This is a genomic window from Pseudomonas sp. LBUM1649, from assembly GCF_059716155.1.
In genome coordinates, this window is the sequence record NZ_CP166807.1 from 6312720 (window position 1) to 6339356 (window position 26637).

The 26637-nt window shown below is 61.0% G+C and carries 24 protein-coding genes; 7 read left to right on the plus strand and 17 right to left on the minus strand.

All coding sequences use genetic code 11. From position 1 onward, the window contains the following. The first annotated feature begins 19 nt into the window (after positions 1–19). Complete coding sequence (locus ACA058_RS29340; protein WP_497637022.1) at positions 20–1411, plus strand: L-cystine transporter; 1392 nt, start codon at positions 20–22, stop codon at positions 1409–1411. 116 nt (positions 1412–1527) lie between these two features. On the opposite strand, the gene ACA058_RS29345 is transcribed toward ACA058_RS29340, so the two are convergent. Next, positions 1528–2040, minus strand: coding sequence for a dihydrofolate reductase (locus tag ACA058_RS29345; protein ID WP_497637023.1), 513 nt, complete (start codon positions 2038–2040; stop codon positions 1528–1530). An 85-nt stretch (positions 2041–2125) separates the two neighbouring features. Here ACA058_RS29345 and ACA058_RS29350 point away from each other — a divergent pair, with 85 nt between their 5' ends. Then, positions 2126–3496, plus strand: coding sequence for a DUF2868 domain-containing protein (locus ACA058_RS29350; RefSeq protein ID WP_497637024.1), 1371 nt, complete (start codon positions 2126–2128; stop codon positions 3494–3496). Next, positions 3489–4865 (plus strand): GTPase/DUF3482 domain-containing protein, encoded by a 1377-nt coding sequence (locus tag ACA058_RS29355; protein ID WP_497637025.1) that lies wholly within the window; start codon positions 3489–3491, stop codon positions 4863–4865. Before ACA058_RS29350 ends, ACA058_RS29355 begins: the two co-directional genes overlap by 8 nt. Positions 4866–4880: 15 nt before the next feature. On the opposite strand, the gene ACA058_RS29360 is transcribed toward ACA058_RS29355, so the two are convergent. The 8 genes from ACA058_RS29360 to ACA058_RS29395 form a co-directional block, all read right to left on the minus strand. Beyond that, on the minus strand, positions 4881–5414 hold the full coding sequence (locus tag ACA058_RS29360) for a hypothetical protein (RefSeq protein ID WP_497637026.1): 534 nt from the start codon (positions 5412–5414) through the stop codon (positions 4881–4883). Between the two features lie 96 nt (positions 5415–5510). Continuing rightward, positions 5511–6080, minus strand: a complete 570-nt coding sequence (locus tag ACA058_RS29365) for a phosphonate degradation HD-domain oxygenase (protein ID WP_497637027.1) — start codon at positions 6078–6080, stop codon at positions 5511–5513. After that, positions 6080–7213, minus strand: coding sequence for a TIGR03364 family FAD-dependent oxidoreductase (locus ACA058_RS29370; protein ID WP_497637028.1), 1134 nt, complete (start codon positions 7211–7213; stop codon positions 6080–6082). Before ACA058_RS29370 ends, ACA058_RS29365 begins: the two co-directional genes overlap by 1 nt. A gap of 123 nt (positions 7214–7336) precedes the next feature. Continuing rightward, complete coding sequence (locus ACA058_RS29375) at positions 7337–8362, minus strand: putative 2-aminoethylphosphonate ABC transporter substrate-binding protein (protein WP_497637029.1); 1026 nt, start codon at positions 8360–8362, stop codon at positions 7337–7339. Positions 8363–8395: 33 nt separating this feature from the next. Continuing rightward, positions 8396–10120, minus strand: a complete 1725-nt coding sequence (locus ACA058_RS29380) for a putative 2-aminoethylphosphonate ABC transporter permease subunit (protein WP_497637030.1) — start codon at positions 10118–10120, stop codon at positions 8396–8398. Continuing rightward, positions 10120–11196 carry a putative 2-aminoethylphosphonate ABC transporter ATP-binding protein gene (locus tag ACA058_RS29385; protein WP_497637031.1) on the minus strand — a complete coding sequence of 359 codons (1077 nt, stop codon included), beginning with the start codon at positions 11194–11196 and terminating at the stop codon, positions 10120–10122. The genes ACA058_RS29380 and ACA058_RS29385 overlap by 1 nt, the downstream gene beginning before the upstream one ends. Positions 11197–11415: 219 nt before the next feature. Beyond that, positions 11416–12279 carry a LysR family transcriptional regulator gene (locus ACA058_RS29390; RefSeq protein ID WP_497637032.1) on the minus strand — a complete coding sequence of 288 codons (864 nt, stop codon included), beginning with the start codon at positions 12277–12279 and terminating at the stop codon, positions 11416–11418. A gap of 16 nt (positions 12280–12295) precedes the next feature. After that, positions 12296–14557: a heavy metal translocating P-type ATPase gene (locus tag ACA058_RS29395; RefSeq protein ID WP_497637033.1), complete on the minus strand. Its 2262-nt coding sequence runs from the start codon at positions 14555–14557 to the stop codon at positions 12296–12298. A gap of 85 nt (positions 14558–14642) precedes the next feature. Here ACA058_RS29395 and cadR point away from each other — a divergent pair, with 85 nt between their 5' ends. Beyond that, positions 14643–15092, plus strand: a complete 450-nt coding sequence (gene cadR / locus ACA058_RS29400) for a Cd(II)/Pb(II)-responsive transcriptional regulator (RefSeq protein ID WP_497637034.1) — start codon at positions 14643–14645, stop codon at positions 15090–15092. Positions 15093–15271: 179 nt separating this feature from the next. Here the strand turns inward: cadR and ACA058_RS29405 are convergent, their stop codons facing one another. From ACA058_RS29405 to ACA058_RS29415, 3 genes are all read right to left on the minus strand, one after another. Further along, positions 15272–16243 (minus strand): thymidylate synthase, encoded by a 972-nt coding sequence (locus ACA058_RS29405; RefSeq protein WP_497637035.1) that lies wholly within the window; start codon positions 16241–16243, stop codon positions 15272–15274. Positions 16244–16291: 48 nt separating this feature from the next. After that, positions 16292–17098: a prolipoprotein diacylglyceryl transferase gene (gene lgt, locus ACA058_RS29410; protein ID WP_497637036.1), complete on the minus strand. Its 807-nt coding sequence runs from the start codon at positions 17096–17098 to the stop codon at positions 16292–16294. Positions 17099–17188: 90 nt separating this feature from the next. After that, positions 17189–17971, minus strand: coding sequence for a sulfite exporter TauE/SafE family protein (locus ACA058_RS29415; protein WP_497637037.1), 783 nt, complete (start codon positions 17969–17971; stop codon positions 17189–17191). A 132-nt stretch (positions 17972–18103) separates the two neighbouring features. On the opposite strand from ACA058_RS29415, the gene ACA058_RS29420 reads away from it, so the two are divergent. Beyond that, the gene (locus tag ACA058_RS29420; protein ID WP_497637038.1) at positions 18104–18850 is read left to right on the plus strand and encodes an NRDE family protein; all 747 of its coding nucleotides are present in this window, start codon (positions 18104–18106) and stop codon (positions 18848–18850) included. 128 nt (positions 18851–18978) lie between these two features. Here the strand turns inward: ACA058_RS29420 and ptsP are convergent, their stop codons facing one another. Both ptsP and ACA058_RS29430 read right to left on the minus strand, forming a co-directional pair. Continuing rightward, entirely contained in the window at positions 18979–21258 is a 2280-nt protein-coding gene (gene ptsP, locus ACA058_RS29425) for a phosphoenolpyruvate--protein phosphotransferase (RefSeq protein ID WP_497637039.1), read from the minus strand. Between the two features lie 22 nt (positions 21259–21280). After that, the gene (locus ACA058_RS29430) at positions 21281–21760 is read right to left on the minus strand and encodes an RNA pyrophosphohydrolase (protein ID WP_007897732.1); all 480 of its coding nucleotides are present in this window, start codon (positions 21758–21760) and stop codon (positions 21281–21283) included. Positions 21761–21903: 143 nt separating this feature from the next. Between ACA058_RS29430 and ACA058_RS29435 the strand changes: the two genes are divergently transcribed. Beyond that, positions 21904–22560 carry a histidinol-phosphatase gene (locus ACA058_RS29435; RefSeq protein WP_497637040.1) on the plus strand — a complete coding sequence of 219 codons (657 nt, stop codon included), beginning with the start codon at positions 21904–21906 and terminating at the stop codon, positions 22558–22560. Between the two features lie 106 nt (positions 22561–22666). Here ACA058_RS29435 and ACA058_RS29440 read toward each other — a convergent pair whose 3' ends face one another. Together ACA058_RS29440 and ilvA are read right to left on the minus strand one after the other, a co-directional pair. Continuing rightward, on the minus strand, positions 22667–23092 hold the full coding sequence (locus ACA058_RS29440) for a DUF2269 family protein (protein WP_497637041.1): 426 nt from the start codon (positions 23090–23092) through the stop codon (positions 22667–22669). A gap of 39 nt (positions 23093–23131) precedes the next feature. Continuing rightward, positions 23132–24646 (minus strand): threonine ammonia-lyase, biosynthetic, encoded by a 1515-nt coding sequence (ilvA, locus tag ACA058_RS29445; protein ID WP_497637042.1) that lies wholly within the window; start codon positions 24644–24646, stop codon positions 23132–23134. Positions 24647–24794: 148 nt separating this feature from the next. Here ilvA and rpiA point away from each other — a divergent pair, with 148 nt between their 5' ends. Then, positions 24795–25469, plus strand: a complete 675-nt coding sequence (gene rpiA / locus ACA058_RS29450) for a ribose-5-phosphate isomerase RpiA (protein WP_180202254.1) — start codon at positions 24795–24797, stop codon at positions 25467–25469. Positions 25470–25603: 134 nt separating this feature from the next. Here rpiA and ACA058_RS29455 read toward each other — a convergent pair whose 3' ends face one another. Further along, positions 25604–26521 (minus strand): SdiA-regulated domain-containing protein, encoded by a 918-nt coding sequence (locus ACA058_RS29455; RefSeq protein ID WP_497637043.1) that lies wholly within the window; start codon positions 26519–26521, stop codon positions 25604–25606. Between the last annotated feature and the right edge of the window lie 116 nt (positions 26522–26637).

Below are 26637 nucleotides of genomic sequence, written 5' to 3' on the forward strand. Positions count from 1 at the left end.
AAGTCACTTCGGAGTTCTCATGAATCTGCCGCTGATCCTCAATCTGCTGGTATTCCTCGCTCTACTTTTTGGTCTCGCACAAACACGCCATTCTACATGGAGCCTGGCGAAAAAAGTCCTGCTCGCACTGGTGCTGGGCGTGGCGTTCGGTGTGGCGCTGCACACTGTCTACGGTGCCGGTAACCCGGTGCTGAAAGCTTCGATCGGCTGGTTCGATCTGGTGGGCAACGGTTATGTGCAATTGCTGCAAATGATCGTGATCCCTTTGGTGTTCGCCTCGATCCTCAGCGCCGTGGCCCGTCTGCACAACGCCTCGTCGCTGGGCAAGATCAGCTTCCTGACCATTGGCACGCTGCTGTTCACCACCGCCATCGCGGCATTGATCGGCATCGGCCTGACCAACCTGTTCGGCCTGACCGCCGAGGGCCTGGTGGCCGGCACCCAGGAAATGGCCCGCCTGCAAACCATCCAGAGCGACTACGCCGGCAAGGTCGCCGACCTGAATGTGCCGCAGTTGCTGCTGTCGTTCATTCCGCAAAACCCGTTCGCCGACCTGGCGCGGGCCAAGCCGACGTCGATCATCAGCGTGGTCATCTTTGCTGCGTTCCTCGGGGTTGCGGCGCTGCAGCTGCTGAAGGATGACGTGGAAAAAGGTCAGAAAGTGATCAACGCCATCGACACCCTGCAAGCCTGGGTGATGCGCCTGGTGCGCCTGGTGATGAAGCTGACCCCGTACGGCGTGCTGGCGCTGATGACCAAAGTGGTCGCTGGCTCCAACCTGCAAGACATCATCAAGCTCGGCAGTTTCGTGGTGGTGTCCTACATCGGCCTGGGCCTGATGTTCGTGGTGCATGGGGTGCTGGTGTCGGCGGCGGGGATCAACCCGCTGCGGTTCTTCCGCAAGATCTGGCCGGTACTGACGTTTGCTTTCACCAGCCGTTCGAGCGCGGCAACGATCCCGCTGAGCATCGAAGCGCAGACCAGCCGCCTGGGCATCCCGCAATCCATCGCCAGTTTCGCCGCCTCGTTCGGCGCGACCATTGGCCAGAACGGCTGCGCCGGCCTGTATCCGGCGATGTTGGCAGTGATGGTGGCGCCGACCGTTGGCATCAACCCGCTGGACCCGCTGTGGATCGCGACACTGGTGGCGATTGTGACCTTGAGTTCGGCGGGCGTGGCTGGCGTAGGCGGGGGCGCGACGTTTGCCGCGTTGATCGTGTTGCCGGCGATGGGCTTGCCGGTGTCACTGGTGGCGTTGCTGATTTCGGTCGAGCCGCTGATTGATATGGGGCGTACGGCGTTGAACGTGAGTGGTTCGATGACGGCCGGTGCGATTACCAGCCAGGTGATGCAGCAGACGGATAAAGAATTGTTGGATGCGGATGAGCATTCGGCGTTGGCGCAGGCTTGATCGGCGCCTGATAGATCGCTATCGCGGGCAAGCCTTGCTCCTACAGGGTTTGAGGTCGTATGCAATATTTGCGACCGACATTAAACCTGTAGGAGCAAGGCTTGCCCGCGATGCTTTTAGGCTTTTTCCCAGACTTCGAAGTTGTACGCTGGCTTGTCATCCACAGCCGGATTTTCGGTGTTCGACACCAGCTTCCACTGGCCCAGATCAAACTCCGGAAACCACGCATCCCCTTCCGGGCTCAGGGCCACACGGGTCAGATACAGTCGATCAGCCTGGGCCAACCCCTGCGCATACAACTGCGCCCCGCCGATCAACATCAGCTCATCGACGCCCTGCTCCTTCGCCCATTCTTCAGCTCGAACCACGGCTGCCTCAAGCGACGGATAAACCTCCGCGCCTTCGAGCACCAGATCCGCCTGACGGCTGACCACGATGTTCAAGCGGCCCGGCAACGGGCGACCGAGGGAATCCCAGGTCTTGCGCCCCATGATGATCGGCTTGCCCAGGGTGGTGGCCTTGAAGTATTTGAAGTCCGCCGGCAGGTGCCAGGGCATGCTGTTGTCGACGCCGATCACGCGGTTTTCACCGAGGGCTGCGATCAGGCTGAGGGGGAGTGATTTAGTCATGCCGGCGAGGATACCAGAGCCGCGCTTTCGCCGATAAGCGCCACAGCGGTTATGCTCACAGTTCAATTGAGCGACGGGATGCCGCGTGACTGAACTGAATAATCTCTGGCTGACAGAAACCATCCGCCTGCGCGAAGAACACGCAGGTCCCCTGGAGGATCTGGAAGCCAACCGACTGGCCCGCAGCGCCGGCGGCGATTTGCCGACGCGCATTCAACGCCGCGCCCTGTGGCTGGCCGAACGCGATGGCTTGAGCGATGCACTCAAACACTGGCTGCAAGGGGCGCGACTGGCGCTGATCGTATTGGCGGTGCTGGCCGTGGTCAGCGGCGCGGGCCTGGCCTTTGCCGCAATGGGCGACGGCCTGCACCCGGTGAATGTGTTCTGGGCGCTGGGCAGTCTACTCGGGCTCAATCTGATCCTGCTGCTGAGCTGGGCCCTGGGCTTGGTGTTTGCCGGTGAACACGGCGCCAGCCTCGGGCGCCTGTGGTTGTGGCTAAGCGAAAAACTCGCCCGGGACGCCAAGGCCGCGCAGCTGGCACCGGCCCTGCTGCTGTTACTGCAACGCAGGAAACTCAATCGCTGGGCCATCGGCGTGTTGGTCAATGGCTTGTGGTTGTTGGCGATGCTCAGTGCGCTGGTGATTCTGCTGACGTTGATGGCGACCCGGCGCTACGGCTTCGTCTGGGAAACCACGATCCTCAGCGCCGACACCTTTATTGCCGTGACCCAGGCCCTGGGTGCTCTACCGGCCGTGCTCGGCTTCAGCGTGCCCACCGAGGAGATGATCCGCGCCAGTGGCGACGCCGCACTGAACATCGAAAGCGCCCGCCAAGCCTGGGCGGCGTGGCTGGTGGGCGTGTTGCTGGTTTACGGCGTCGTACCGCGCCTGCTGCTCGCAGTGTTTTGCCTGTGGCGCTGGAAAACCGGCCAGGCGGCCTTGAGCCTGGACTTGAACCTGCCTGGTTATGCGCAACTGCGTGAACGGCTGATGCCTACCAGTGAACGCCTGGGCGTCAGCGATGCCGCGCCGGCACAACTTCATCGCGCGGAAAGCGGCGTCAGTGAACAGCAAAGCGATGGCGCACTGTTGGTCGCCATCGAACTGGACGACGACCGCCCGTGGCCGCCACAACTGCCGAAGAGCGTCAGCAACGCCGGCATCCTCGACAGCCGCGAATCGCGACACAAACTCCTCGAACAACTGAGCCGCTTTCCTCCTGCGCGCCTGGCGATCGCTTGCGATCCACGGCGCTCGCCGGATCGCGGCAGCCTGGCGCTGATTGCCGAACTGGCCCGCAGCGCCAGCGCCACCCGCATCTGGTTGCTGCAAGCGCCGCCCGGTGAAGCGCTGGACGCCGAACGCCTCGGTGATTGGCACGTTGCGCTGCAACAGCTGGAACTGCCGTTCGCCGATTGCGCACCGATGAACTGGCTGGAGACGGGTCATGACTGACACCAGGAAGCAGCCTCTGAAACTCGCGGTCGTCGGCCACACCAACGTCGGCAAAACCTCGTTGTTGCGCACCCTGACTCGCGATGTCGGTTTCGGCGAAGTGTCCCACCGCCCCAGCACCACGCGGCATGTCGAAGGCGCGCGGTTGTCGGTGGACGGCGAGCCTTTGCTTGATCTCTACGACACGCCCGGACTGGAAGACGCCATCGCCCTGCTCGACTACCTCGAACGCCTGGAGCGACCCGGCGAACGACTGGACGGCCCGGCACGACTGGCACGCTTTCTTGAGGGCAGCGAAGCCCGGCAGCGCTTCGAACAGGAAGCCAAGGTCCTGCGCCAGTTGCTGGCGTCGGACGCCGGGCTCTATGTGATCGACGCCCGGGAACCGGTCCTTGCCAAGTATCGCGATGAGCTGGAAGTGCTGGCCAACTGCGGCAAACCGCTGCTGCCGGTGCTGAATTTCGTCAGCAGCGCCAACCACCGTGAGCCGGCGTGGCGTGAAGCACTGGCGCGCCTGGGTTTGCATGCGCTGGTGCGATTCGATAGCGTCGCGACGCCGGAGGACGGCGAGCGCCGGCTCTATGAAAGCCTTGCGCTGCTGCTCGAAAGCTCCCGCCCACAGCTTGAGCGCCTGGTCGCCGATCAACAGGCCCAGCGCCTGGCCCGACAGCAAAGCGCGGCGCGGCTGATTGCTGAATTATTGATCGATTGCGCGGCGTATCGGCGCAGCGTGGTCAGCGAGGCGGAACAGGAGCAGCAGGCGATCAGCGAATTGCGCAAAGCGATTCGCCAACGGGAACAGCGCTGCGTCGAAGCGCTGCTCAAACTCTACGCCTTCCGTCCGCAAGATGCGGCGGCCAGTGACCTGCCGCTGCTCGATGGCCGTTGGGGCGATGACCTGTTCAATCCGCAGACCCTCAAGCAACTGGGCGTTCGGGTCGGAGGAGGTATCGCCGCGGGTGCGGCAGCCGGGGCCGGCGTGGATCTGCTGGTCGGTGGCCTGACCCTTGGCGCAGCGGCACTGGCCGGCGCGATTGTCGGCGGCGCGCTGCAAACGGCGCGCAGTTATGGCAGCCGTCTGCTGGGCAAGATCAAAGGTCAGCGGGAATTGACGGTCGATGACAGTGTGTTGAGGTTGCTGGCGTTGCGCCAACGGCAGCTGCTCCAGGCATTGAATACTCGTGGCCACGCGGCAATGGACAGCATTCAAGTCTCCATGCCTCAGGACAAGACCTGGCGCGAAGGCAAACTGCCCGAGGCGCTGAACAAGGCTCGGGCGTATCCGCAGTGGTCATCGCTGAATCCGCATCCGAAGTTGAATCAGGCGGAGCGGCAGGAGCAGATAGAGGTGCTGGCGCAACAGATATGAATGCATTTGAGGCAATCATTTCCAATGGAACTTGAGGAAGAGCTCCGCCAAGCGCTGGACCAACCGATCATCCACGTTGTCAATGACCCCATTCCGATTGATATCGTGGTGGATGGTCCAATCCAGCTTGCTGTCGTTGTCCAGATCGTACGCCGCATGCCAGGACACCAGACTGCGCTTGTCCGCGGCCGGCCCACCCTCGTGAAGGTGTAGCCGTACCGTGTCCGGGGTACCATCGGCATAAAAATCTTCAGCGTAAATTTTCAGGTATCGCGTCCAGATCGCGCCGCGATTGAACCAGTTCAGTTTCAGGTAGGTATTGGCAAAACTTTCCAGCAGCCGCTCGTCTACCGTGTTCTCCTTACCGTTGTTTGTCACATCGCCCATTTTAAAGTCGACTTTGCCGTCGCCGTTGATGTCGAGCGCGAACGCCGTATTGCTCAGTATGGCCGCAGCCCCAACTTCGGGCTGCTCCAGAAAGTGCAAAAACACTGTATCCGCCTTGCCGTTACGAAGACGATCCTGGGCTGTTACCTGTAAATAGCGCATGTGGAGCTCCATACAAATTAGGAACCCCAACGCTATTCTTTCAGGGACACTGCCCGATGCAGTCCTCAGTGCATGGGCCGTGTCGGAAAAGTCTCTTTATTCTCTGAGGGAGCCGGACAAGACGCCCGCGGCCTTGCGTTTCAACACCTCCAGATCCATCACCGGCACCCGCATTTCCTTAGCCAACTCATCCCACTGCCGCATCCGCAAACTGACGGCACACAACGGATCCTGCTCAAAGGCTTCTGCCTCTTCAGCGGTCATTACGCCGCCCTGATACTCCAGCGTCCGTCGGCTGGCTTCGCTCAAGCGCTCGTAATATCCAGGCTCCTTGAGCGTCAGGTAACGCTTTGCCTGAACGTGGTATTCCACCAGCCGCGCCATGCGCTCGCTGAAACCTGCGCGGCGCAGGTAGTCGGCACCGAGCCGCTCATGACTGACCACGCCGAAGCCGCCCATGTTCTCCGCACTTTCAGCGCAGATATGCCCGATGTCATGAAAGAACGCCGCCAGCACCACTTCATCGTCGAAGCCTTCGGCCATGGCCAGCTCCGCCGCCTGGGACATGTGCTCGATCTGCGACACCGGCTCACCGATGTAGTCGCTGGCACCGAAACGTTCGTACAACCCGAACACCTCGGCGATCATTTGCTCGTTACTCTCCATCAGGTTTCCCCCAATACAGTGGCGACGTTACGTTCGGCCATTGCCGGCCCGACGCTCATGCCGACGCCGGTGTGCATCAATGCCACGCTGAGTCCTTTTGCCGGACGCAGGAACGAAAACGGTCCCGGCCCCCGTGAACCATAGACGCCCTGCCAGCGTTCGACCACTTGCACTTTGCAGCCCAGCGTCTGCTCGGCCAGTTCGATCATCCAGTCGTCCACCTGCTCGGCGTTGAAAGGCGACGGATCACTGCCGTAATGGTGAGAGTCGCCAATGATCAATTCACCATAGGGCGTCGGGCTGATCAGCAAGTGAATGCCGTTTTCATGCAGGTGCGGCGCGTGTCGCAGAATCTCGGCCTGCACCGCTGCGGCTTCGGGCAAATCGGCGAAGGCGCCGTAATGCACGCAGCTCAAGCCGGTGAGCAGTGCGTGTTGCAGGTTGAGGTCGATCTGCGGTCGGGCGCGGAGCATTTGCAGGCGACAGATCTGCGGGTCGAGTTCGGCGATCTGCTCGGCCAGCAACGTCTGATAGTCGTGACCGGAGCAGAGGATAATCTGCTCGGCACTGAAACAGCCGGAGGTGCTGTGCAGGCGGCCCGGTTCGATGTCGCGCACCAGGGTGGAGAAGTGAAACTCGACGTTCAGGTCGCGCCGCAGGAAGTCGATCAGCGCCGGAATCGCTTCGCGTGAATACAGCTGCTGGTCGTCCATGCCGTGCAACACCGCGCGGTGATGGCGAAATTGGCCGCTGTACAAATCACCCAACCGGGCGCCGCGCAGCAGGTCGACGCGATAGCCGTGTTCTACGGCGCGACCGGCGCAGAAGGCTTCCAGCAACTGTTCTTCTGCTTCGGTGCGAGCGAACAGGTACGAGCCATTGCGCTTGAGTTGCAAGCCGGCCAGTTGCGCCCAGTCGCCCCAGATTTCGCGACTGGCCCGGGCCAGCTCAAGCATAGGTCCCGGCGGTTGGCCGGTGACCAGCGCCTGGCCGAAGTTACGCACCGACGCGCCGAGGGGCGTTGCGCTGCGTTCGAAAACCGTGACCTTGAGACCGCGTTTGGCGGCGGCATACGCGTGGGACAAACCCAGGATGCCGGCGCCGACGATCAGCATGTCGTTGTGGTGTGTCATGAAGAGGTGTCCTGAATTCGAAGCCGCCATCGCGAGCAAGCTCGCTCCCACAGGGTCCGTGGCGTTCACAAAACCTGTGGGAGCGCGCTTGCTCGCGATGAGGCCTTATCAGTCTACGAAGATTTACTTGGCCGCCACTTTCTCTGACTTGCCGTCATAGCGCTTGCGCCATTCAGTCAGGATCTCGTCACGGTTTTTCGACGCCCAGGCGAAGTCGTTCTTGATCAAACGCTGCTCGTAGTCGGCGGGCAATTCAGTCTGCGGCTTGGCAATGCCCGGCTGCGCGAGAACGGCGAAGTTTTCTTTGTAGAGCTCCATCGCCTCGGGACTGGCCGAGAAGTCAGCCAGTTTCTTCGCGGCTTCCTCGTGGGCAGTGCCCTTGATCACCGCCGTGGCTTCGATCTCCCAGCCCAGGCCTTCCTTCGGCAGGATGATGTCCAGAGGCGCACCCTGGCGCTTGAGCTGGACAGCCGGGTATTCAAAGGAAATGCCGATCGGAAACTCACCGGCCGCCGCCAGTTTGCATGGCTTGGAACCGGAATGAACGTACTGGCCAATGTTCTGGTGCAGGCCGTCCATGTACGCCCAGCCCTGCTTCTCGCCAAAGGTTTGCAACCAAGCGCTGACGTCGAGGAAACCGGTGCCGGACGACGCCGGGTTGGGCATGACGATCTTGCCTTTGTACTCGGGCTTGGTCAGGTCTTGCCAGCTCACAGGTTTGGTCAGGCCCTGCTTTTCGGCTTCGACGGTGTTGAAACAAATGGTCGCGGCCCACACGTCCATGCCGACCCAGGCTGGCGGGTTGGCGGCGTCGCGGTAGTTACCGCCGATCTTGCCGAGGTCTTTCGGCGCGTAGCTTTGCAGCATGCCTTGCTGGTCGAGGATTGCCAGGCTCGAAGCGGCCAGGCCCCAAACGGCGTCAGCCTGCGGGCGTTCTTTTTCGGCCAGCAACTTGGCGGTGATGATCCCGGTGGAGTCACGCACCCATTTGATCTCGACGTCCGGGTTGGCCTTTTCGAACGCTTGCTTGTAGGTCTTTAGTTGTTCGGCTTCGAGGGCGGTGTACACCGTCAACTCGGTTTTCGCCGCAAAGGCGTTCAGGCTGAAAGCGGTGAGGACAGCAGCGGCCAGGGCCATAGGCTTGAACATGATCTTTTCCTGTAGTTGAGTTGAGGGTGTGTATCAGTGACCAGGCGCGGTCTGCCGCCAGGCTTGCGAGCGGCGCAGCAAACCACGCGAGGCCCATGCCAGCAGCAGGGAGACGCCCGCCGAGGTGAAGAGAATCAGGGTCGACATCGCCGCCGCGCCGCCGACGTTGCCGGCGTCGTCCATGTTCAGCACTGCCACCGCCGCGAGGATGGTGTCGGGGCTGTAAAGGAAGATCGCTGCCGAGACGGTGGTCATGGCCGAGACGAACAGGTAGCGCACGATGTCCAGCAACGCCGGCAGGCAAATCGGCACGGTGACCCGCAGGTAATGCCGATACAGTGGCGCCTTGAGTGACAGTGCGGCGGCTTCGAACTCGGCATCGAGTTGGCGCAGCGCGGTGGTGGCGGTCATTTGCGCGGTGGTCAAATAATGCGCAATGGTGCAGACCACCAGCAGGGTCATGGTCCCGTAGAGCACATGCAGCGGGTTGCCGGTGAGGTTGAAGAAGAAGACGTAACCCAGGCCCAGCACCAGACCCGGCACCGCCATCGGTACGAAGCTGAGCATGCGCAGGGTCAGATTCAGTCCCCGCTGGCCCCTGGTTTTTTCCATCAGGTAGGCGCCGGTGAAGATCAACAGGCTGCCGATCAGCGCCGTGCACAACGCCATCTTCACGCTGTTGCCATAGGCCAGCCAGCCGCCACCCGCGGTGTCGTTGAACTGGTAGTGGTTGAGCGACAGCGACAGGTTGTACGGCCAGAACTTCACCAGCGACGAGAACACCGCCATGCCGAATACCAGCAGCAATGCGGCGCAGATCAGCAGGACCACGGCCAGGTAGCAGCCGTCGCGCAGCGTCGATGGCGCAGGTTTGAATACCTGCGCACGACCGCTCATGGAATCGCCATGACGTCGACGCAACCAGGCATCGACCCCGAAGCTGAACAGCGCCGGCAGCAAAAGCACCATACCGATCAACGCGCCGCGACCGAACTGTTGCTGGCCAACCACCGCCTTGTAGGCTTCCAGCGCCAGCACTTGATAGTCGCCACCGACCACTACGGGTACGCCGAAGTCAGTGATGGTCAGGGTGAACACCAGGCAGAACGCAGCGAACACCGCCTGACGGGTCGCCGGCCAGGTGATGCTACGAAAGGCTTTTGCGGGACTGGCGCCCATGCTGGAGGCGGCATCGAACAGGCGCGCATCCGCCAGGGACAGCGCTGACAGCAAAATCATCAAGGCGTGTGGGAAGGTGTAGATGACCTCACCCAGAACGATGCCCCAGAAGCCGTAGATATTGTCCGAGAGCAAGCCGCGCAATAGGCCCTGGTTGCCGAACAGATAAACCAGGGCAATCCCCGGCAGCATCGAAGGCGCCATCAGCGGCAACAACGAAATCCCCCGCCAGATGCCCTTGCCGGGAATCAGGGTACGTTGCAGGGCGTAGGCAAACAGGTAGGCCAGTGGCACGACAATGGCGGCGACGCTGAGGGACACTTTCAGACTGTTGCCTAGCAACCAGTGGAAATTGGCACTGCTGATCAATTCTTGAGCGGCCAGCCAACCTCCGCCCTGCCCGGCTTCGGAACTGAAGCCTCGCCAGAAGATTGCCAGCAACGGCATCAGTACCGCGACGCCAAGCAGCACCAACAAGAGGACTTTACCGCCTACCACGAACAGCCGGTCGCCGAGTTCGGCGCGGGAAATCTGCCGCACCTGCTTGTGCGGCAGCGGCAGCGCGATGTTCGCGCTCATCAGGCAAACACCTGCAGGCTGCGCGGCGGCAAGGCGACCATGATCTGCTGGGCGCCAAGGCGCGGCATGGCTTCGGGTGCCAGTTCGGCCAGCAGTGCGTGGCCAGGCAACTGGTCGAGCTCGAAGCTCAACCGGCAGCGGTTGCCGAGGAAGGTGATTTCGCGAACCTTGGCCGGGAACAGGTTTTCTTCATGTACCGGCGGATTGACGTTGATCGCTTCCGGGCGGCAGAACAAACGACCCGAGGCGGTTTTTGCGCTGCCGTCGGCCAGGCGCAGGTTCATCCCGCCGACCTGGGCATGGCTGTCGCTGTTGCGGCTGAACGGCAACCAGTTACCCTGGCCGACGAACTCCGCCACGAACGGCGTGGCCGGACGGTTGTAGATTTCCTGCGGCGTGGCGTACTGCTCGACCCTGCCGTTATTCATCACGGCAATGCGGTCGGCCATCAGCATGGCCTCGTCCTGATTGTGGGTGACCATCAGGGTGGTGATGCCGAGGTTGCGTTGCAGCTGGCGCAGTTCGGTGCACAGATGCTCACGGACGCGGGCATCGAGGGCCGACATCGGTTCGTCCAGCAGCAACAACGAAGGTGCCGGAGCCAAGGCGCGGGCCAGCGCTACACGCTGCTGCTGTCCACCGGACAACTGGCCTGGGTACTTTTTTTCGCTGCCGGTCAGGCCGACCAGTTCCAGCATCTGAGCGACGCGCTGACGCACCTGGTCGCGACCACTGCCGGCCAGGCCATAGGCAATGTTCGCTTCGACGGTGAGATTGGGGAACAACGCGTAGGATTGAAACAGAATGCCGTAGTCCCGAGCCTGGGGCGCCAGGTGGGAAACGTCGCGATCGCCCAGATACAGCTCGCCGCTGTCCTGCTTCTCCAGCCCGGCGATGCACCGCAGCAAGGTGGTCTTGCCGCAGCCCGACGGGCCCAACAGGCACACCAGTTCACCGGCCGCCACGTCGAGGGAAACGTTGTCCAGCGCGGTAAACGCGCCAAAGCGCTTCTGTACGCCGCGCACCTTCATCGGTGCGCCGGGGTTGGTCAGGGCAGTTGCGATCGAGTTGTTCATGGACGGCCTCATCTAGCAGATGGGGCCATCCTAGAGTTGTAATGCGTCCGTCATGTGGCAGTGAGGCAAAAACTGCTGATAGTGGTATTCAAGGATTTGGGTTGCCCGCCGATCGTTCCCACGCTCTGCGTGGGAATGCCTCAACGGACGCTCCGCGTTCGGCTCTTGGGACGCAGAGCGTCCCGGGATGCATTCCCACGCGGAGCGTGGGAACGATCATTACGCGGGAGACATTTCCTGCGCCAACCCCAAGAACGCCGCCGGCAATCGGGCGTTTTTTCTCTCTTTGAGGCAGTACAAGTACTCCGGAATCTGCGGCGCATTCTCGATGGTCAGCACCCGCAATTGCGGATCATGCGGCACTTCCTGACGGGCAATAATGCTGATGCCGATGTTGCGCAATACCGCCTCACGGATCGACTCACGGCTGCCAATTTCCAACAAAGGCCCGAAACTCACCCCGGCGCTGGCCAGCAATTCCTCGGTCAGACGCCGGGTGGTCGAACCCGATTCGCGCATCAACAAGGTATGCCCGGCCAATGCGCCCAGCGGCACGTGATCGTGAACCGCCAGCGGATGATTGCGATGCACCGCCAGCACCAGCGGATCGCTGCCGAGCACCCGCCGAATCAGCCGCGCATCCTCCAGCAACTGCGAGGACGCCGCGACATCCACCCGGTATTCCTCCAGCGCTTCGAGCACTTGCTGGGAGTTGCCGATTTCCACGGACACCTCCACCTGCGGCAAACGCTCGCGAAAAGTCTTTACCAGATCGAGAATGTAATACGGCGCCGTAGCGGCGATGCGCAGGGTGCCCTGGACCTGCCCGCTGTTACGCAGGAAAAACTCGATGTCGGCTTCCTGCTGCATCAGCGCCTTGACCATCGGCAGCAACCGCGCGCCTTCATCGCTGACACTGAGGCGGCGGCCGCCACGGTAGAACAATTCAACCGAGTACTGACTTTCCAGGTTGCGAATCTGGGTGGTCACCGTGGGTTGGCTCAAGCCGAGCTTTTTCGCTGCCAGGGTGATGCTGCCCAGGCGGGCAACCATGTAAAACGCCTTCAGCTCGGCACTCAGCACAACCGTCCCTCATCGTCTATTTGCGCAACAGGCGCAATCCATTGAACACCACCAACAGGCTTACGCCCATGTCAGCGAACACCGCCATCCACATGGTAGCGAGCCCGGCGAAGGTTACCCCAAGAAAGATCGCCTTGATGACCAATGCCAGGGCGATGTTCTGCTTGAGGATGCTCGAGGTTTGTCGCGACAGGCGAATGAACGCCGGTATTTTGCGCAGATCGTCGTCCATCAGGGCGACATCGGCGGTCTCAATGGCGGTATCGGTGCCGGCGGCTGCCATGGCGAAACCGATCTCGGCGCGGGCCAGCGCCGGGGCGTCGTTTATGCCGTCGCCAACCATGCCAACGTTATGGCCCTGTGCATAAAGTGCTTCGATGGCTTGCAGTTTGTCGGTGGGCAGCAGATCCCCTTGGGCCTGATCGATGCCAACCTGCGCGGCAATCGCCTGGGCGGTGTGGACGTTGTCGCCGGTCAGCATCAGGGTTTTGATGCCCAAGTCATGTAGCTGCTGGATCGCTTCGCGGCTGGATTCTTTCACCGTGTCGGCCACGGCGAACAGCGCCAATGGACCGGATGGGTCGAGTAGCAGCACTACCGATTTACCCTGTTTTTCCAGCGCGAACAGCTGCTCTTCCAACTCAGGCGAGCACAGGTTCAGCTCTTCCACCAGCCGATGGTTGCCCAAGTGATAGGTCTGGCCGTTGATGTCACCGCGCACCCCGCGCCCGGCCAGCGCCTCGAAGTTATCCACAATCAGTGGCGCGTGTTGTTTATCTACAACCGCATTGGCGATGGCCAGCGACACCGGGTGATCCGAACGACCGGCCAGCGCTGCGGCAATCGCCGGCGCCGAGGCATCGGCCGTGGGATCAAGCGACAGATAATCAGTCTGCACCGGCTTGCCGTGGGTAATCGTGCCGGTCTTGTCCAGCGCCAGATAGTCGAGTTTGTAACCACCTTCCAGATAAACGCCGCCCTTGACCAGGATGCCTTTGCGCGCCGCTGCCGCGAGGCCGCTGACGATGGTCACCGGGGTGGAAATCACCAGTGCACAGGGGCACGCGACCACCAGCAATACCAGCGCGCGATAGATCCAGTCGAACCACAACGCGCCCATGAACAGCGGAGGAATTACCGCCACCGCGAGGGCGAAGATGAACACGGCCGGCGTATAGATTTTCGAAAACTGGTCAACGAATCGCTGGGTCGGTGCCCGCGCGCCTTGAGCCTGTTCGACGGCGTGAATGATCCGCGCCAGAGTCGAATGGTTCGCTTCAGCGGTCACGGCATATTCCAGGGAGCCGGCCTGATTGATGGTGCCGGCGAACACCTTGTCGCCAACGGTTTTCTCCACCGGCAGGCTTTCACCCGTGATCGGTGCCTGATCGATGGTTGAACTGCCCGACACCACCTCACCGTCCAGACCAATTCGCTCACCGGGGCGTACCCGCACCCGCGCACCGAGTTCGATGGACTTAACGTTTTGCGCCATCCAACTGCCATCGGCCTGCAACACCGTGGCCTGCTCCGGCGCCATCTGCATCAGGCCGCTGATTGCGTTGCGCGCCCGGTCCAGCGACTTGGCTTCGATCAGCTCTGCCACGGTAAACAGGAACATCACCATCGCCGCTTCCGGCCACTGCCCGATCAGGATCGCACCGGTCACTGCAATGCTCATCAGCGCGTTGATATTCAGGTTTAAGTTTTTAAGCGCGATCCAGCCTTTTTTATAGGTACTGAGGCCGCCGCTGAGGATCGAGATCAACGCGATGACCGCAACAACCCAGTTCGGCGCAGCGTTGGTGAAGTGGATCACTTCGGCGGCCAGCGCGCCAATACCGGACAGCGCCAAGGGCCACCAGGTTTTTTTCTCTGGAACCGGCGCTGGTGGTTCAGCGCCCTGCTCCATCGGCTCGGCCTGCATGCCGAGGGACTTGATCGCGTCGATGATCGGCGCGGTGCTCGGCAGGTCATGGGTGACGCCCAACACGCGGTTGATCAGGTTGAATTCCAGCTGCCGCACACCCGCCAGTTTGCCGAGTTTGTTCTGGATAAGCGTCTGCTCGGTCGGGCAATCCATGGCCTCGATGCGGAAACTGCTCAGGCGCGCGCCGAGGATCGGCGTTTCGCTCAACTTGATCAGCAACGGCGCCGCCACTTTAGCCGAACAGCAGGAATCCCCGTGGTTGCCATGCGCATGCTTCTGCACTGGTTGCAGCTTGTGGCTGTGATCGTGCTTAGCTTCGGGGGTGTGGGTGTGTTGAGAATCGCTCATCGGGTCGCGTCCATGAAGGTGCCTGTTGCCAAGTAAAGACCCTGTAGCCACTATAGGGTCAAGCACCTATTTGGAGATTGCCGTCATGAAGATTGGAGAGCTTGCGAAACTGACAGACTGCGCCGTGGAAACCATCCGCTACTACGAACGTGAGAACCTGCTGCCGGAACCGGCCCGCAGCGACGGCAACTATCGCGTCTACACCCAGGCCCACGCCGAACGCCTGACCTTCATCCGCAACTGCCGCACCCTCGACATGACGCTGGAAGAAATCCGCAGCCTGCTGGCCTTTCGCGACAGTCCGCAGGATCAGTGCGAAAGCGTCAACGCGCTGATTGACGAGCACATCCATCACGTCAAGGCGCGGATCGAAGGGCTGCTGGCCCTGCAGGCACAACTGCTCGACCTGCGCCAACGTTGTAGCGAAGGGCCGGATGTCGATCAGTGCGGGATATTGCAGCGGTTGGAGGTCAGTGGCGGGGTTGTGGCGACGGAGGTGGAGCATTCACATGTGGGCCGTAGTCACGGCCATTGATATTTTGGCTGACACCAAAAACTGTGGCGAGGGGATTTATCCCCGTTGGGCTGCGAAGCAGCCCTGAAACCTGAGATCGCAATATCCCAGACACACCGCATTCACCGGTTTTACGACTGCTTCGCAGCCGCACGGGGATAAATCCCCTCGCCACAATAGCCACCAACTTCAGATCTGAATTAGACCGCCATCGGCGCGGTCATCGGCGCATGGTGCTGATAACCCTCAAGCGAAAAATCACTCGGTTCAATCAACTCCAGCCACTCCGGCTGATAAATACCGGTCTTGGCAAACTCCGGCACCCGATCACTAATCACCAGTTTCGGCATCGGGAACGGCTCGCGCTTGAGCTGTTCGTTGAGCATGTCCAGGTGATTTTCGTAGACGTGGGCGTCGCCGATGAAATAGGTGAACCAGCGCGGCGTGTAGCCGGTCAGGCGACCGATCAGGCTTAGCAGCGCGGCGCCTTCGGTGAGGTTGAACGGTGTGCCCAGGCCCAGGTCATTCGAACGGATATAGAGGGTCAAGGAAATCTCTTTGGTCTCGACATTCGGGTGGAACTGGTACAGCAAGTGGCACGGCGGCAGGGCCATTTCATCGAGCTGCGCGACGTTCCAGCCGTGGAACAAAATGCGGCGGCTGCCCGGGTCCTTGATGATGGTGTCGACGCACTGGCGAACCTGGTCAATCGCCTTGTACAGCACCACATAGGCTTGGCCGTCCTCTTCGCCTTCAGCGATCTGGCGATAACCTTGGCTCAGGGTCTGCTCGATGGCGGCCGGGTTGCTGACCGGGATCTGCTTGTATGCCGGCCATTTACGCCATTGCACGCCGTAGATCTCACCGAGGTCGTCTTCACCCTGGCGGAACGGGTTGGCCAGCCACTGGGCGTTTTCGTTGGCGTTCTGGTCCCAGACCTTGCAGCCTAACGCACGGAATTCGGCGGCATTGTTCACGCCCCGCAGAAACCCGCACATTTCGCCGATGGCCGATTTGAAGGCCATCTTGCGCGTGGTGATAGCCGGGAAACCTTCCTGCAGGTCATAACGCAGCATCGCACCGGGAAAGCTGATGGTGTTCACGCCAGTGCGGTTGGCCTGTTTGGTGCCGTTCTTGATGACGTGGGCGACCAGTTCGAGATATTGCTTCATGAGTTACCTGTGTCCTTGAACCCGCAGCCATCGCTGCGGGGTTCGAATTTATACGGCCGCCGCTGGAGTCGCCGGGGCGCGGTGATACGCCAGCCAGATCAGGAACAGCCCGCCGACGATCATCGGAATGCACAGCACCTGGCCCATGGTCAGCCAGTTCCAGGCCAGATAGCCCAGTTGCGCATCCGGTACACGGACGAATTCGACGATGAAACGGAAGATGCCATAGAACAGCGCGAACATCCCCGATACCGCCATGGTCGGCCGCGGTTTGCGCGAGAACAGCCACAGGATCAAGAACAGCGCCACGCCTTCCAAGGCGAACTGATACAACTGCGACGGATGACGCGCCAGTTGCGCCGGATCGGTCGGGAAGACCATCGCCCACGGCACATCGGTTGCCTTGCCCCACAACTCGGCGTTGATGAAGTTGCCGATACGTCCGGCGCCCAGGCCGATCGGCACCATCGGCGCGACAAAGTCCATCAGCTGGAAAAACGACTTGTTGTTCTTTTTACCGAACCACAACGCGGCCAACATTACGCCGATGAACCCGCCGTGGAACGACATGCCGCCCTTCCACACTTCAAAGATCAACAGCGGGTTGGCGAGATAAGCACTCAGATCGTAGAACAGCACATAGCCCAGGCGACCACCGACAATCACCCCCATCGACATCCAGAACACCATGTCGGAGAGCTTCTCCTTGGTCCAGGTCGGGTCGAAGCGGTTCAATCGGCGCGACGCCAGCAGCCAGGCGCCGCCGATGCCGATCAGGTACATCAACCCGTACCAGTGGATTTTCAGCGGACCGATGGCCAGGGCCACCGGGTCGATCTGCGGGTAAGGCAGCATTGCGACTCCTCATGAGTTCAAATCAATTCCCGGGTGACGCTGTCACCTCAGGATTAAGCCAGGATTGTGCCGTGCGTCAGAGCAGATGCTTCAGACTAGAAAGTTCAGACCAACGCAGAACAGCAAAGCGGCAAACAGTCTTTTCAGCAACTTCGGCGACAAATTGTGCGCCAGCCGCGCGCCGAAGCGGGCGAAGACCATGCTGGTCAGGGCAATGCCCAGCAGCGCCGGCAAATATATAAAACCCAGACTATGGGCCGGGAGCAACGGATCGTGCCAGCCCAGAATCATGAAACTTAATGCACTTGCCAAGGCGATCGGCAGGCCGCAGGCCGACGATGTCGCCACCGCTTGCTGCATCGGCACGCTGCGCCAAGTCAGGAACGGCACGGTCAGCGAACCGCCGCCAATGCCGAAAATCGCCGAGGCCCAGCCAATGACGCTGCCGGCCACGGTCAGACCGACTTTACCCGGCACGGTTCGACTGGCCTTGGGCTTGACGTCCAGCGCCAGCTGCGCGGCGATCACCAGGGCGAACACACCGATAATTTTCTGCAGGTTCGGCCCGGAAATCGCCTCGGCGGTCAGCGCCCCGAAACCGGCACCGATCAAAATGCCGCCGATCATCCACAGGAAAATTGGCCAGCGTACCGCACCGTGACGGTGATGCTCGCGTACGGCGTTGACCGAAGTGAAGATGATCGTCGCCAGGGACGTACCGACGGCGAGGTGGGTCAGGATCGATGCATCGAAACCTTGCAGGGTGAAACTGAACACCAGCACCGGGACGATGATGATCCCGCCACCCACGCCAAACAGCCCCGCCAGCACCCCGGCGCAAGCGCCGAGCGCCAGATAGAGCAGAAATTCCATGCTGTTTCCCCACCCAACCCCAAAACCGGAGCGGCATGGTAACGGATGCATGGCCTTGGGCTCCACTGGATGGCGATGGATACCCGCACGATGACTGCGTAGAGTGGGCAAAAAACACACAAGGATCACCTTATGTGCCTGATTGTTTTCGCTTGGCGACCGGGCCATGCCCAACCGCTGATCGTGGCGGCCAACCGCGACGAATTCTATGCCCGCCCCAGCCTGCCGCTGGCGCAATGGCCCGAAGCACCGCAGGTGCACGCCGGGCGAGACCTGGAGGCCGGTGGCACCTGGCTCGGTGTCGGCGCCAACGGGCGCTTTGCCGCGCTGACCAACATCCGTGATCCGCATCGACCGCCGGGGCGCCGGTCTCGCGGTGAACTGGTGGCAGGGTTTCTCACCAAAGACATGCCAATTGATGACTATTTAGACGACGTTGTCGCCCGTTCGCCCGAATATGGCGGGTTTAACTTGCTGATCGGCAACGCCAACGAATTGTGGCATTTCAATGCCCGGGAATCGGAAGCGGTGATGCTGCCACCGGGGGTCTACGGCCTGTCGAACGCCGGACTGGATACGCCGTGGCCGAAACTGCTCAAGGCCAAGGCGGCGCTGAGCGAGGTGTTGGATGATCCGCAACCGCAAGCGCTGCTGGCTTTGCTGAACGATCCGCAAACCGCACCCTTCGCCGAGTTGCCGGATACCGGGGTGGGGCTGGCAACCGAGACGTTACTGTCGAGTGTGTTTATTGCCAGTCAGAGTTATGGAACCCGGGCGAGTACGGCGTTGATTGTGCAGGCGGATGGTTCGCGGCGTTTGGTCGAAAGGAGTTTCGGGCCGTATGGCGGGCATCTTGGGGAAGTGGAGATCAGGCTTTAATTCTGTGTCGTCAGCACTGACGCCATCGCGGGCAAGCCTTGCTCCTACAGGATTCGGGTTGTACGCGATACCGCGAACGATACAAATCTGTAGGAGCAAGGCTTGCCCGCGATGGGGCCATCAGCGTTTCAGAGAGGTTTGATCGCCGCCGGATTGATCATCCGCGCCAACCCCAGGTTCTTCAGCGCCAATTGCAGCGAGCTGTGGATAACCTGCGGGTTGTCGATAGTCATCAGCTCGGCGAGCAGTTCCTTGGCCTTGCTCAGGTTGATCTGGCGCAGCATCCACTTCACCTTTGGCAGGTTGGTGGCGTTCATCGACAGACTGTCGAAGCCCATCGCCATCAGCAGCACCGCCGCGGCCGGATCACCGGCCATCTCGCCGCAGATACTCACCGGCTTGCCTTCGGCATGGGCGTCACGCACCACGTTCTGCAGGGCCTGAAGTACTGCCGGGTGCAAGTAGTCGTAGAGATCGGCCACCCGCGGGTTGTTGCGGTCCACGGCCAGCAGGTACTGGGTCAGGTCGTTGGAGCCGACCGACAGGAAGTCCACTTGCCGTGCCAGTTCCTTGGTCTGATAAACCGCCGCCGGAATCTCGATCATCACGCCGACCGGCGGCATAGGCACGTCGCAACCTTCGTCACGGACCTCGCCCCAGGCCCGGTGAATCAAGTGCAGGGCTTCTTCCAGTTCGTGAGTGCCGGAGATCATCGGCAGCAGAATCCGCAGGTTGTTCAAGCCTTCGCTGGCCTTGAGCATGGCGCGGGTCTGCACCAGGAAAATTTCCGGGTGGTCGAGGGTGACGCGAATACCGCGCCAGCCGAGGAACGGGTTGTCTTCCTTGATCGGGAAGTACGACAGCGACTTGTCGCCGCCGATGTCCAGGCTACGCATGGTCACCGGTTGCGGGTGGAACGCGGCGAGTTGCTCGCGATAGATCGCCAGTTGTTCCTTTTCGCTCGGGAACCGCTGGTTGATCATGAACGGCACTTCGGTGCGATACAGGCCGACGCCTTCGGCGCCGCGTTTCTGGGCTCGCGCCACATCCGCCAACAGGCCGGTGTTGACCCACAGCGGCATGCGGTGACCATCGACCGTGACACACGGCAGATCACGCAGCGCATCGAGGCCCAAAGCCAGTTGTTTCTCTTCCTCCACCATCTCGGCGAACTGCTTGCGCAGCACGTCGCTGGGGTTGGTGTAGACCTCGCCACGATGACCGTCGACGATCATGCCGATGCCATCGACCTTGGAATACGGCAGGTCGACCAGGCCCATCACCGTCGGAATGCCCATGGCCCGGGCAAGAATCGCGACGTGGGAGTTGCCCGAGCCGAGTACCGAGACCAGGCCCACCAGCTTGTTTTCCGGCACTTCGCCGAGCATGGCCGGCGTCAGTTCCTCGCTGACCAGGATGGTGTTGTCGGGGTAGACCAGGGTTTGCTGACGCTCTTCCTGCAAGTAGGCGAGCAGGCGACGACCGAGGTCCTTGACGTCCGAGGCGCGCTCACGCAGGTAGGCATCGTCCATCAGTTCAAAACGGTTGACGTGATCGGTGACCACCTGGCGCAATGCGCCCTGGGCCCATTGGCCGGTCTTGATCACGGTGGTCACTTCATTGCCCAGCGCCGCGTCATCGAGCATCATCAAATAGACATCGAACAACGCCCGCTCTTCCGGGCGCAACTGCGTGGCGAGCTTGGCCGACAACGTGCGCATGTCGGCGCGCACGCCTTCGATGGCGGTCTTGAACAGCCCGAGTTCCGCTTCGATGTCGGTGATGGACTTGTCGGGCACCACGTCCAGGTCGGCCGGTGGCAGCATGACCACCGCCGTGCCCACCGCCGCGCCCGGCGAGCCCGGTACACCGACGAACTTGGCTTCCTGGATACCCTTGCCCTGCCGGCCCAGGCCACGGATCGAACCGGTGGCCTCGGCGTGGGCAATGACCCCGGCGAGCTGCGCACTCATTGTTACCAGGAAGGCTTCTTCACCCTCATCGAACTGGCGGGGTTCTTTTTGCTGGATGACCAACACGCCGACGACGCGGCGGTGGTGAATGATCGGCGCCCCGAGGAACGAGGCGTAGCGCTCTTCACCGGTTTCGGCGAAGTAGCGGTACCGCGGGTGATCCGCGGCGTTTTCGAGGTTCAGGGGTTCTTCACGCGTGCCGACCAGGCCGACCAGACCTTCATTGGGCGCCATGCTGACCTTGCCGATCGAGCGCTTGTTCAAGCCCTCGGTGGCCATCAGCACGAAACGGTTGGTCTCGGGATCAAGCAGGTAGACCGAGCAGACCTGGCTGCCCATGGCCTCTTTGACGCGCAACACAATAATCCCCAACGCCGCCTTGAGATCCTTGGCGGAGTTAACTTCCTGGACGATCTTGCGCAGCGTATTGAGCATGGCTCGGGGTCGAACTCCGTCGTCAGTCGCGCGCTAAAAGGCGCGGGGCAAGCTCTTTGAGGGCGCGTCTATACACCTCGCGCTTGAATGTCACCACCTGGCCCAACGGATACCAATAACTGACCCAGCGCCAGCCATCGAATTCCGGTTTACCGGTCAAATCCATCCGCACCCGCTGCTCATTGGAGATCAGGCGCAGGAGAAACCATTTCTGTTTCTGGCCGATGCACAGCGGCTGGCTGTGCGTCCTGACCAGACGTTGCGGCAAACGATAGCGCAACCAGCCCCGGGTGCAGGCGAGTATTTCAACATCTTCGCGCTCCAGGCCCACTTCTTCGTTCAGCTCGCGGTACAAGGCGTCTTCCGGCGTCTCCTGGGGGTTGATCCCACCTTGAGGAAACTGCCAGGCATCTTGATTGATACGGCGAGCCCATAGCACCTGGCCGGCATCATTCGTGAGAATGATCCCGACATTAGGACGGAAACCATCGGGGTCGATCACGGCAACAACCTCGCAAACGCATGTCGCCGCATTGTTCCACAAAGGTTGTGAAGGCAGCAACGCGCCGGCCTACCTTATGTGCACTCTTGTGAAAAGTCCGTATTCTGGACGCCTTTCTACAGACTTTTCAGCGAGTAACTGCAATGCGGCTGGCTTTATTCGACTTGGACAACACGCTTCTGGGCGGCGACAGCGACCATGCCTGGGGCGATTACCTTTGTGAACGCGGTTTCCTCGACGCCGTTGCCTATAAGGCACGCAACGATGAGTTCTACCAGGACTACCTGGCGGGCAAGCTGGATAACGCTGCCTACCTGAACTTCTGCCTGGAAGTGCTTGGTCGTACCGAGATGGCCACGCTGGATCAATGGCACAGCGACTACATGCGCGACTGCATTGAGCCGATCGTGCTGCCCAAGGCAATCGAACTGCTGGCCAAGCACCGCGCTGCCGGCGACAAACTGGTGATCATTACCGCCACCAACCGCTTCGTGACCGGCCCCATTGCCACGCGCCTGGGCGTCGAGACCCTGATCGCTACCGAATGCGAAATGCACGACGGCCGTTATACCGGACGCAGTACCGATGTACCGTGCTTTCGTGAAGGCAAGGTGACAAGGCTGAATCGCTGGCTGGAAGAGACCGGGTTTTCGCTGGAAGACAGTTACTTCTACAGCGACTCGATGAATGACTTGCCGTTATTGGAGCAGGTGGCGAATCCGGTGGCGGTTGATCCTGATCCGAACTTGCGGGCTGAGGCCGAGAAGCGGGGCTGGCCGGTAATCAGTCTGCGCGACTGATATCGCCTTACTGTAGGAGCGAGCATGCTCGCGAAAAACTCAAGGTCGCTGCGGGGAATCAGGTACCCCGCGTTTTCGTTAACGACCATCGCGAGCATGCTCGCTCCTACACAGGCTTCGCCCCCATCAACCCCGCAATTGCCACAAAACAGACAAAACTGAACAACGCCAGGGCAACGGTGAACTTACCCACCCCACCCGGCGCCTTGCGCCGCTTGTTGAGCCGCACCAACAACCAGAACCACGCCAACGCCGCAACGGTGTAAAGCACACTGGAAGCCAGCAACCACGTCTGCCCCAACGGCCAACCCACCAGATGCACCAGCCCCCAGCCAGTAAACGGCATGCTCAGCAGCGCCACGCCCATCAACAGCCAGATGAATACGCGCGGCCTCTGCAGGGTTCGACTTCCCGCCGTCGTATCACCGTTACGCCGGGTCCGCCAGACCCAGATCCCCAGAGCCAATGCGCCCAGTAGCAACACCACCGTCGCCATCATGTGCGCCGCTTTCAGGGCCGTTAACGTTTCCATGGTTCGATTTCCTTAGGGCCTGCCCATCAGCGTAGCCGCTCAGCCAAGAAACAGCTGATAGGCCGGGTTGTCGCTTTCATCCCAGTACGGGTAGCCGATTTCTTCCAGCGCTGCCGGCACCAGGTGACGCTCCTCGTGGGGTACTTGCAGGCCCGCGACCACACGGCCATCGGCCGCCCCATGGTTACGATAGTGAAACATCGAGATGTTCCAGCGCCCGCCGAGCTTGTTGAGGAAGTTGAACAGCGCACCCGGACGCTCCGGGAATTCGAAGCGCAGGATCACTTCGTCGACCACATGCGCCGCGCGACCGCCGACCATGTGCCGGATGTGCAACTTGGCCAGTTCGTTGTCGGTCAGGTCGACGACCGGAAAGCCCTGCTCGCTCAGGCTGGCGATCAACGCGCGGCGCGGGTCGGTGTCCGGATGGGTTTGTACCCCGACAAAGATGTGCGCTTCGCTGCCGGTGTTAAAGCGGTAGTTGAATTCGGTGATCTGGCGCTTGCCGATGGCTTCGCAGAACGCCTTGAAGCTTCCCGGCTTCTCGGGGATGGTCACGGCGATGATGGCTTCACGGCCCTCGCCCAGTTCGGCGCGCTCGGCGACATGGCGCAGGCGGTCGAAATTGACGTTGGCCCCGGAGTCGATGGCCACGAAGGTCTGCCCGGTTACGCCTCGGGACTCGACGTACTTCTTGATCCCGGCCACGCCCAAGGCGCCGGCAGGTTCGGTGATCGAACGGGTATCGTCGTAGATGTCCTTGATCGCCGCACAGATTTCGTCGGTGCTGACGGTGATGACTTCGTCGACGTAGTCTTTGCAGATATCAAAGGTGTACTGGCCGATCTGGGCCACCGCGACGCCGTCGGCGAAGATGCCTACGGTGGGCAACACCACGCGCTCACCCGCTGCCATGGCGGCTTGCAGGCAATTGGAGTCATCCGGTTCGACACCGATGATCTTGATGTCCGGCCGCAGGTACTTCACGTACGCCGCGATACCGGCGATCAGGCCGCCGCCGCCGACCGGAACGAAGATCGCATCCAGAGGCGCCGGGTGCTGGCGCAAGATCTCCATGGCCACCGTGCCCTGCCCGGCAATGGTGTGGGGATCGTCGTAGGGGTGAATGTAGACGTAGCCTTTTTCGTCGACCAGTTTCAGCGAGTAGGCCAGGGCCTCCGGAAACGAATCGCCGTGCAGCACCACTTTTCCACCGCGCGAACGCACGCCTTCGACCTTGATCTCGGGAGTGGTCTTGGGCATGACGATGGTGGCTTTCACGCCCAGGACCTTGGCAGCCAGGGCCAGGCCTTGCGCATGATTGCCCGCGGAAGCTGTGACCACGCCGCGAGCGCGTTCTTCATCGCTCAGTTGAGTCAGCTTGTTGTAGGCGCCGCGAATCTTGAACGAGAACACGGGCTGCAAGTCTTCACGCTTGAGCAAAATCTCGTTGCCCAGCCGCTCGGAGAGCTGGCGAGCAGTCTGCAATGGGGTTTCTACGGCAACGTCATAAACGCGCGAGGTGAGGATCTTTTTGACGTACTGTTCAAGCATCGGAAAGCATCACTGAGCGGGTTGGGCAGGATCAAGGAGTCTAACCCGCCTTTTGGCCGCACGACCACACGAATCAAGAGGTTTTGGCCCGGCATGGAGCTATAATGCTTGCCTTTGCGTTCTTACCTTGCCCGCTTCCGGAGCCCGCATGACCCAGGATCAACTCAAACAGGCAGTGGCCCAGGCCGCCGTCGACTTCATCCTCCCGAAACTCGACGACAAGAGCATCGTCGGGGTCGGCACCGGCTCCACCGCCAACTGCTTCATCGATGCCCTGGCCAAGCACAAGGGCGCGTTCGATGGCGCGGTCGCCAGCTCCGAAGCCACCGCTGCACGCCTCAAGGGCCACGGGATCCCCGTCTATGAGCTCAATACAGTCAGCGACCTGGAGTTCTACGTCGACGGCGCCGACGAGAGCGACGAGCACCTGAACCTGATCAAGGGCGGCGGCGCGGCCCTGACCCGTGAGAAAATCGTCGCGGCCGTGGCCAAGACTTTCATCTGCATCGCCGACGCCAGCAAACTGGTGCCCGTCCTCGGCGCATTCCCGTTGCCAGTGGAAGTGATCCCGATGGCCCGCAGCCACGTGGCTCGCCAGCTGGTGAAACTCGGCGGCGACCCGGTCTACCGTGAAGGCGTGCTGACCGACAACGGCAACATCATCCTCGACGTGTTCAACCTGCAGATCACCAACCCGGTTGAACTGGAGTCGCAGATCAATGCGATCGTCGGCGTGGTTACCAACGGCTTGTTCGCGGCGCGTCCTGCAGATCTGCTGTTGCTGGGCACCAGCGAAGGCGTCAAGACCCTGCGCGCCCAGTAAAACATACGCAAAAACCTGTAGGAGCGAGCCTGCTCGCGAAAAACTTGAGGTCGCTGCGGGGAGTCAGGTACCCCGCGTTTTCGTTAACGACCATCGCGAGCAAGCTCGCTCCCACAGTTGTTTTGTGGTGCTTGTCAGGGTTGTGCAGGTTTCTTGAAGACGTAAAACAGATTCGGCTCACTCACCAGGTACATCGTACCGTCGTCGTCCATGGCAATCCCTTCCGCTTGCGGTACGGTCTTTTGCAGACCTTGACGTCCCTTGCCCAGTGACATGGTGCTCAGCGGCCGACCGTCCACATCCAGTTCCAGAATCAGCCGCGACTCGTCGGACAGCGCCAGCAAGTGCCCGCTGCGCTCGTCGTATTGCAGGCTCGACAGATCCCGTACAAACATCCCGGCGTCACGCTTGGGATTGTTGATCACATGCACTGCGTAAGATTTTTCCGGGTTGAAATGCGGAAACCCGTGCACTTCGTAGATCAGCATCGGGTCGCGCTCCTTGGCCACAAACAGCCGCTTGCCCACCGAATCATAGGCCAACCCTTCGAAACCCTTGTTGCCGCTCATGTGCACACCGAGGGTCATCTGTTCCGCGTCCGCCGCATCGAGGAAGGTGGTGTCATCCTCCAGATGAATCTTGATCAACCGTTGCTGGCGCTCGTCCGTGATGACATAGGTGTCGGCGCTGATGAATTCAACAGCTTCAGGATCACCAAACCCGACCAGCGCTATTCGGCGCAAGATCTTGCCGTCGAGGGACAACTCGATCAGTTCGGAGTTTTGATTGGTGACGGTGAACAGGCTTTTGCGCACCGGGTCGTAGGTCAAGGCTGAAACATCGTCGTCCAGCCCTTCGATGACTTGCCCCTCCAGCACCACCCGATACTGGTCCAGGCCGATGGACTGGGTGTTCATCGGCTGCCAGAGCGTGTGCAGGTTAAACCAGGCGCGCTCGAACAGGCGCAGGTGCTGCCCGAACGCGATCAATACGCTCAGAGCAATCACCGAAAGGAGCAAAAGCAGAGGTTTGGGGCGGGCTAATCGACGCATTCAGGCGGGCTCGGATTCAGAACAGGCGGATGAAATATCACGCCTGGCTGAACTGAAGCTTAATGGCCACTGGCCTGATCCTACAACCAGAGGCAAAAATGCCTACACGTGAAGGC

Excerpts from the sequence above, each read along its gene's own strand:
- ACA058_RS29340 (WP_497637022.1), top strand. The coding sequence starts at position 20 with ATGAATCTGCCGCTGATCCTCAATCTGCTGGTATTCCTCGCTCTACTT.
- ACA058_RS29345 (WP_497637023.1), bottom strand. The coding sequence starts at position 2,040 with ATGACTAAATCACTCCCCCTCAGCCTGATCGCAGCCCTCGGTGAAAAC.
- ACA058_RS29355 (WP_497637025.1), top strand. The coding sequence starts at position 3,489 with ATGACTGACACCAGGAAGCAGCCTCTGAAACTCGCGGTCGTCGGCCAC.
- ACA058_RS29360 (WP_497637026.1), bottom strand. The coding sequence starts at position 5,414 with ATGCGCTATTTACAGGTAACAGCCCAGGATCGTCTTCGTAACGGCAAG.
- ACA058_RS29365 (WP_497637027.1), bottom strand. The coding sequence starts at position 6,080 with ATGGAGAGTAACGAGCAAATGATCGCCGAGGTGTTCGGGTTGTACGAA.
- ACA058_RS29370 (WP_497637028.1), bottom strand. The coding sequence starts at position 7,213 with ATGACACACCACAACGACATGCTGATCGTCGGCGCCGGCATCCTGGGT.
- ACA058_RS29375 (WP_497637029.1), bottom strand. The coding sequence starts at position 8,362 with ATGTTCAAGCCTATGGCCCTGGCCGCTGCTGTCCTCACCGCTTTCAGC.
- ACA058_RS29380 (WP_497637030.1), bottom strand. The coding sequence starts at position 10,120 with ATGAGCGCGAACATCGCGCTGCCGCTGCCGCACAAGCAGGTGCGGCAG.
- ACA058_RS29385 (WP_497637031.1), bottom strand. The coding sequence starts at position 11,196 with ATGAACAACTCGATCGCAACTGCCCTGACCAACCCCGGCGCACCGATG.
- ACA058_RS29395 (WP_497637033.1), bottom strand. The coding sequence starts at position 14,557 with ATGAGCGATTCTCAACACACCCACACCCCCGAAGCTAAGCACGATCAC.
- cadR (WP_497637034.1), top strand. The coding sequence starts at position 14,643 with ATGAAGATTGGAGAGCTTGCGAAACTGACAGACTGCGCCGTGGAAACC.
- ACA058_RS29405 (WP_497637035.1), bottom strand. The coding sequence starts at position 16,243 with ATGAAGCAATATCTCGAACTGGTCGCCCACGTCATCAAGAACGGCACC.
- lgt (WP_497637036.1), bottom strand. The coding sequence starts at position 17,098 with ATGCTGCCTTACCCGCAGATCGACCCGGTGGCCCTGGCCATCGGTCCG.
- ACA058_RS29415 (WP_497637037.1), bottom strand. The coding sequence starts at position 17,971 with ATGGAATTTCTGCTCTATCTGGCGCTCGGCGCTTGCGCCGGGGTGCTG.
- ACA058_RS29420 (WP_497637038.1), top strand. The coding sequence starts at position 18,104 with ATGTGCCTGATTGTTTTCGCTTGGCGACCGGGCCATGCCCAACCGCTG.
- ptsP (WP_497637039.1), bottom strand. The coding sequence starts at position 21,258 with ATGCTCAATACGCTGCGCAAGATCGTCCAGGAAGTTAACTCCGCCAAG.
- ACA058_RS29435 (WP_497637040.1), top strand. The coding sequence starts at position 21,904 with ATGCGGCTGGCTTTATTCGACTTGGACAACACGCTTCTGGGCGGCGAC.
- ACA058_RS29440 (WP_497637041.1), bottom strand. The coding sequence starts at position 23,092 with ATGGAAACGTTAACGGCCCTGAAAGCGGCGCACATGATGGCGACGGTG.
- ilvA (WP_497637042.1), bottom strand. The coding sequence starts at position 24,646 with ATGCTTGAACAGTACGTCAAAAAGATCCTCACCTCGCGCGTTTATGAC.
- rpiA (WP_180202254.1), top strand. The coding sequence starts at position 24,795 with ATGACCCAGGATCAACTCAAACAGGCAGTGGCCCAGGCCGCCGTCGAC.
- ACA058_RS29455 (WP_497637043.1), bottom strand. The coding sequence starts at position 26,521 with ATGCGTCGATTAGCCCGCCCCAAACCTCTGCTTTTGCTCCTTTCGGTG.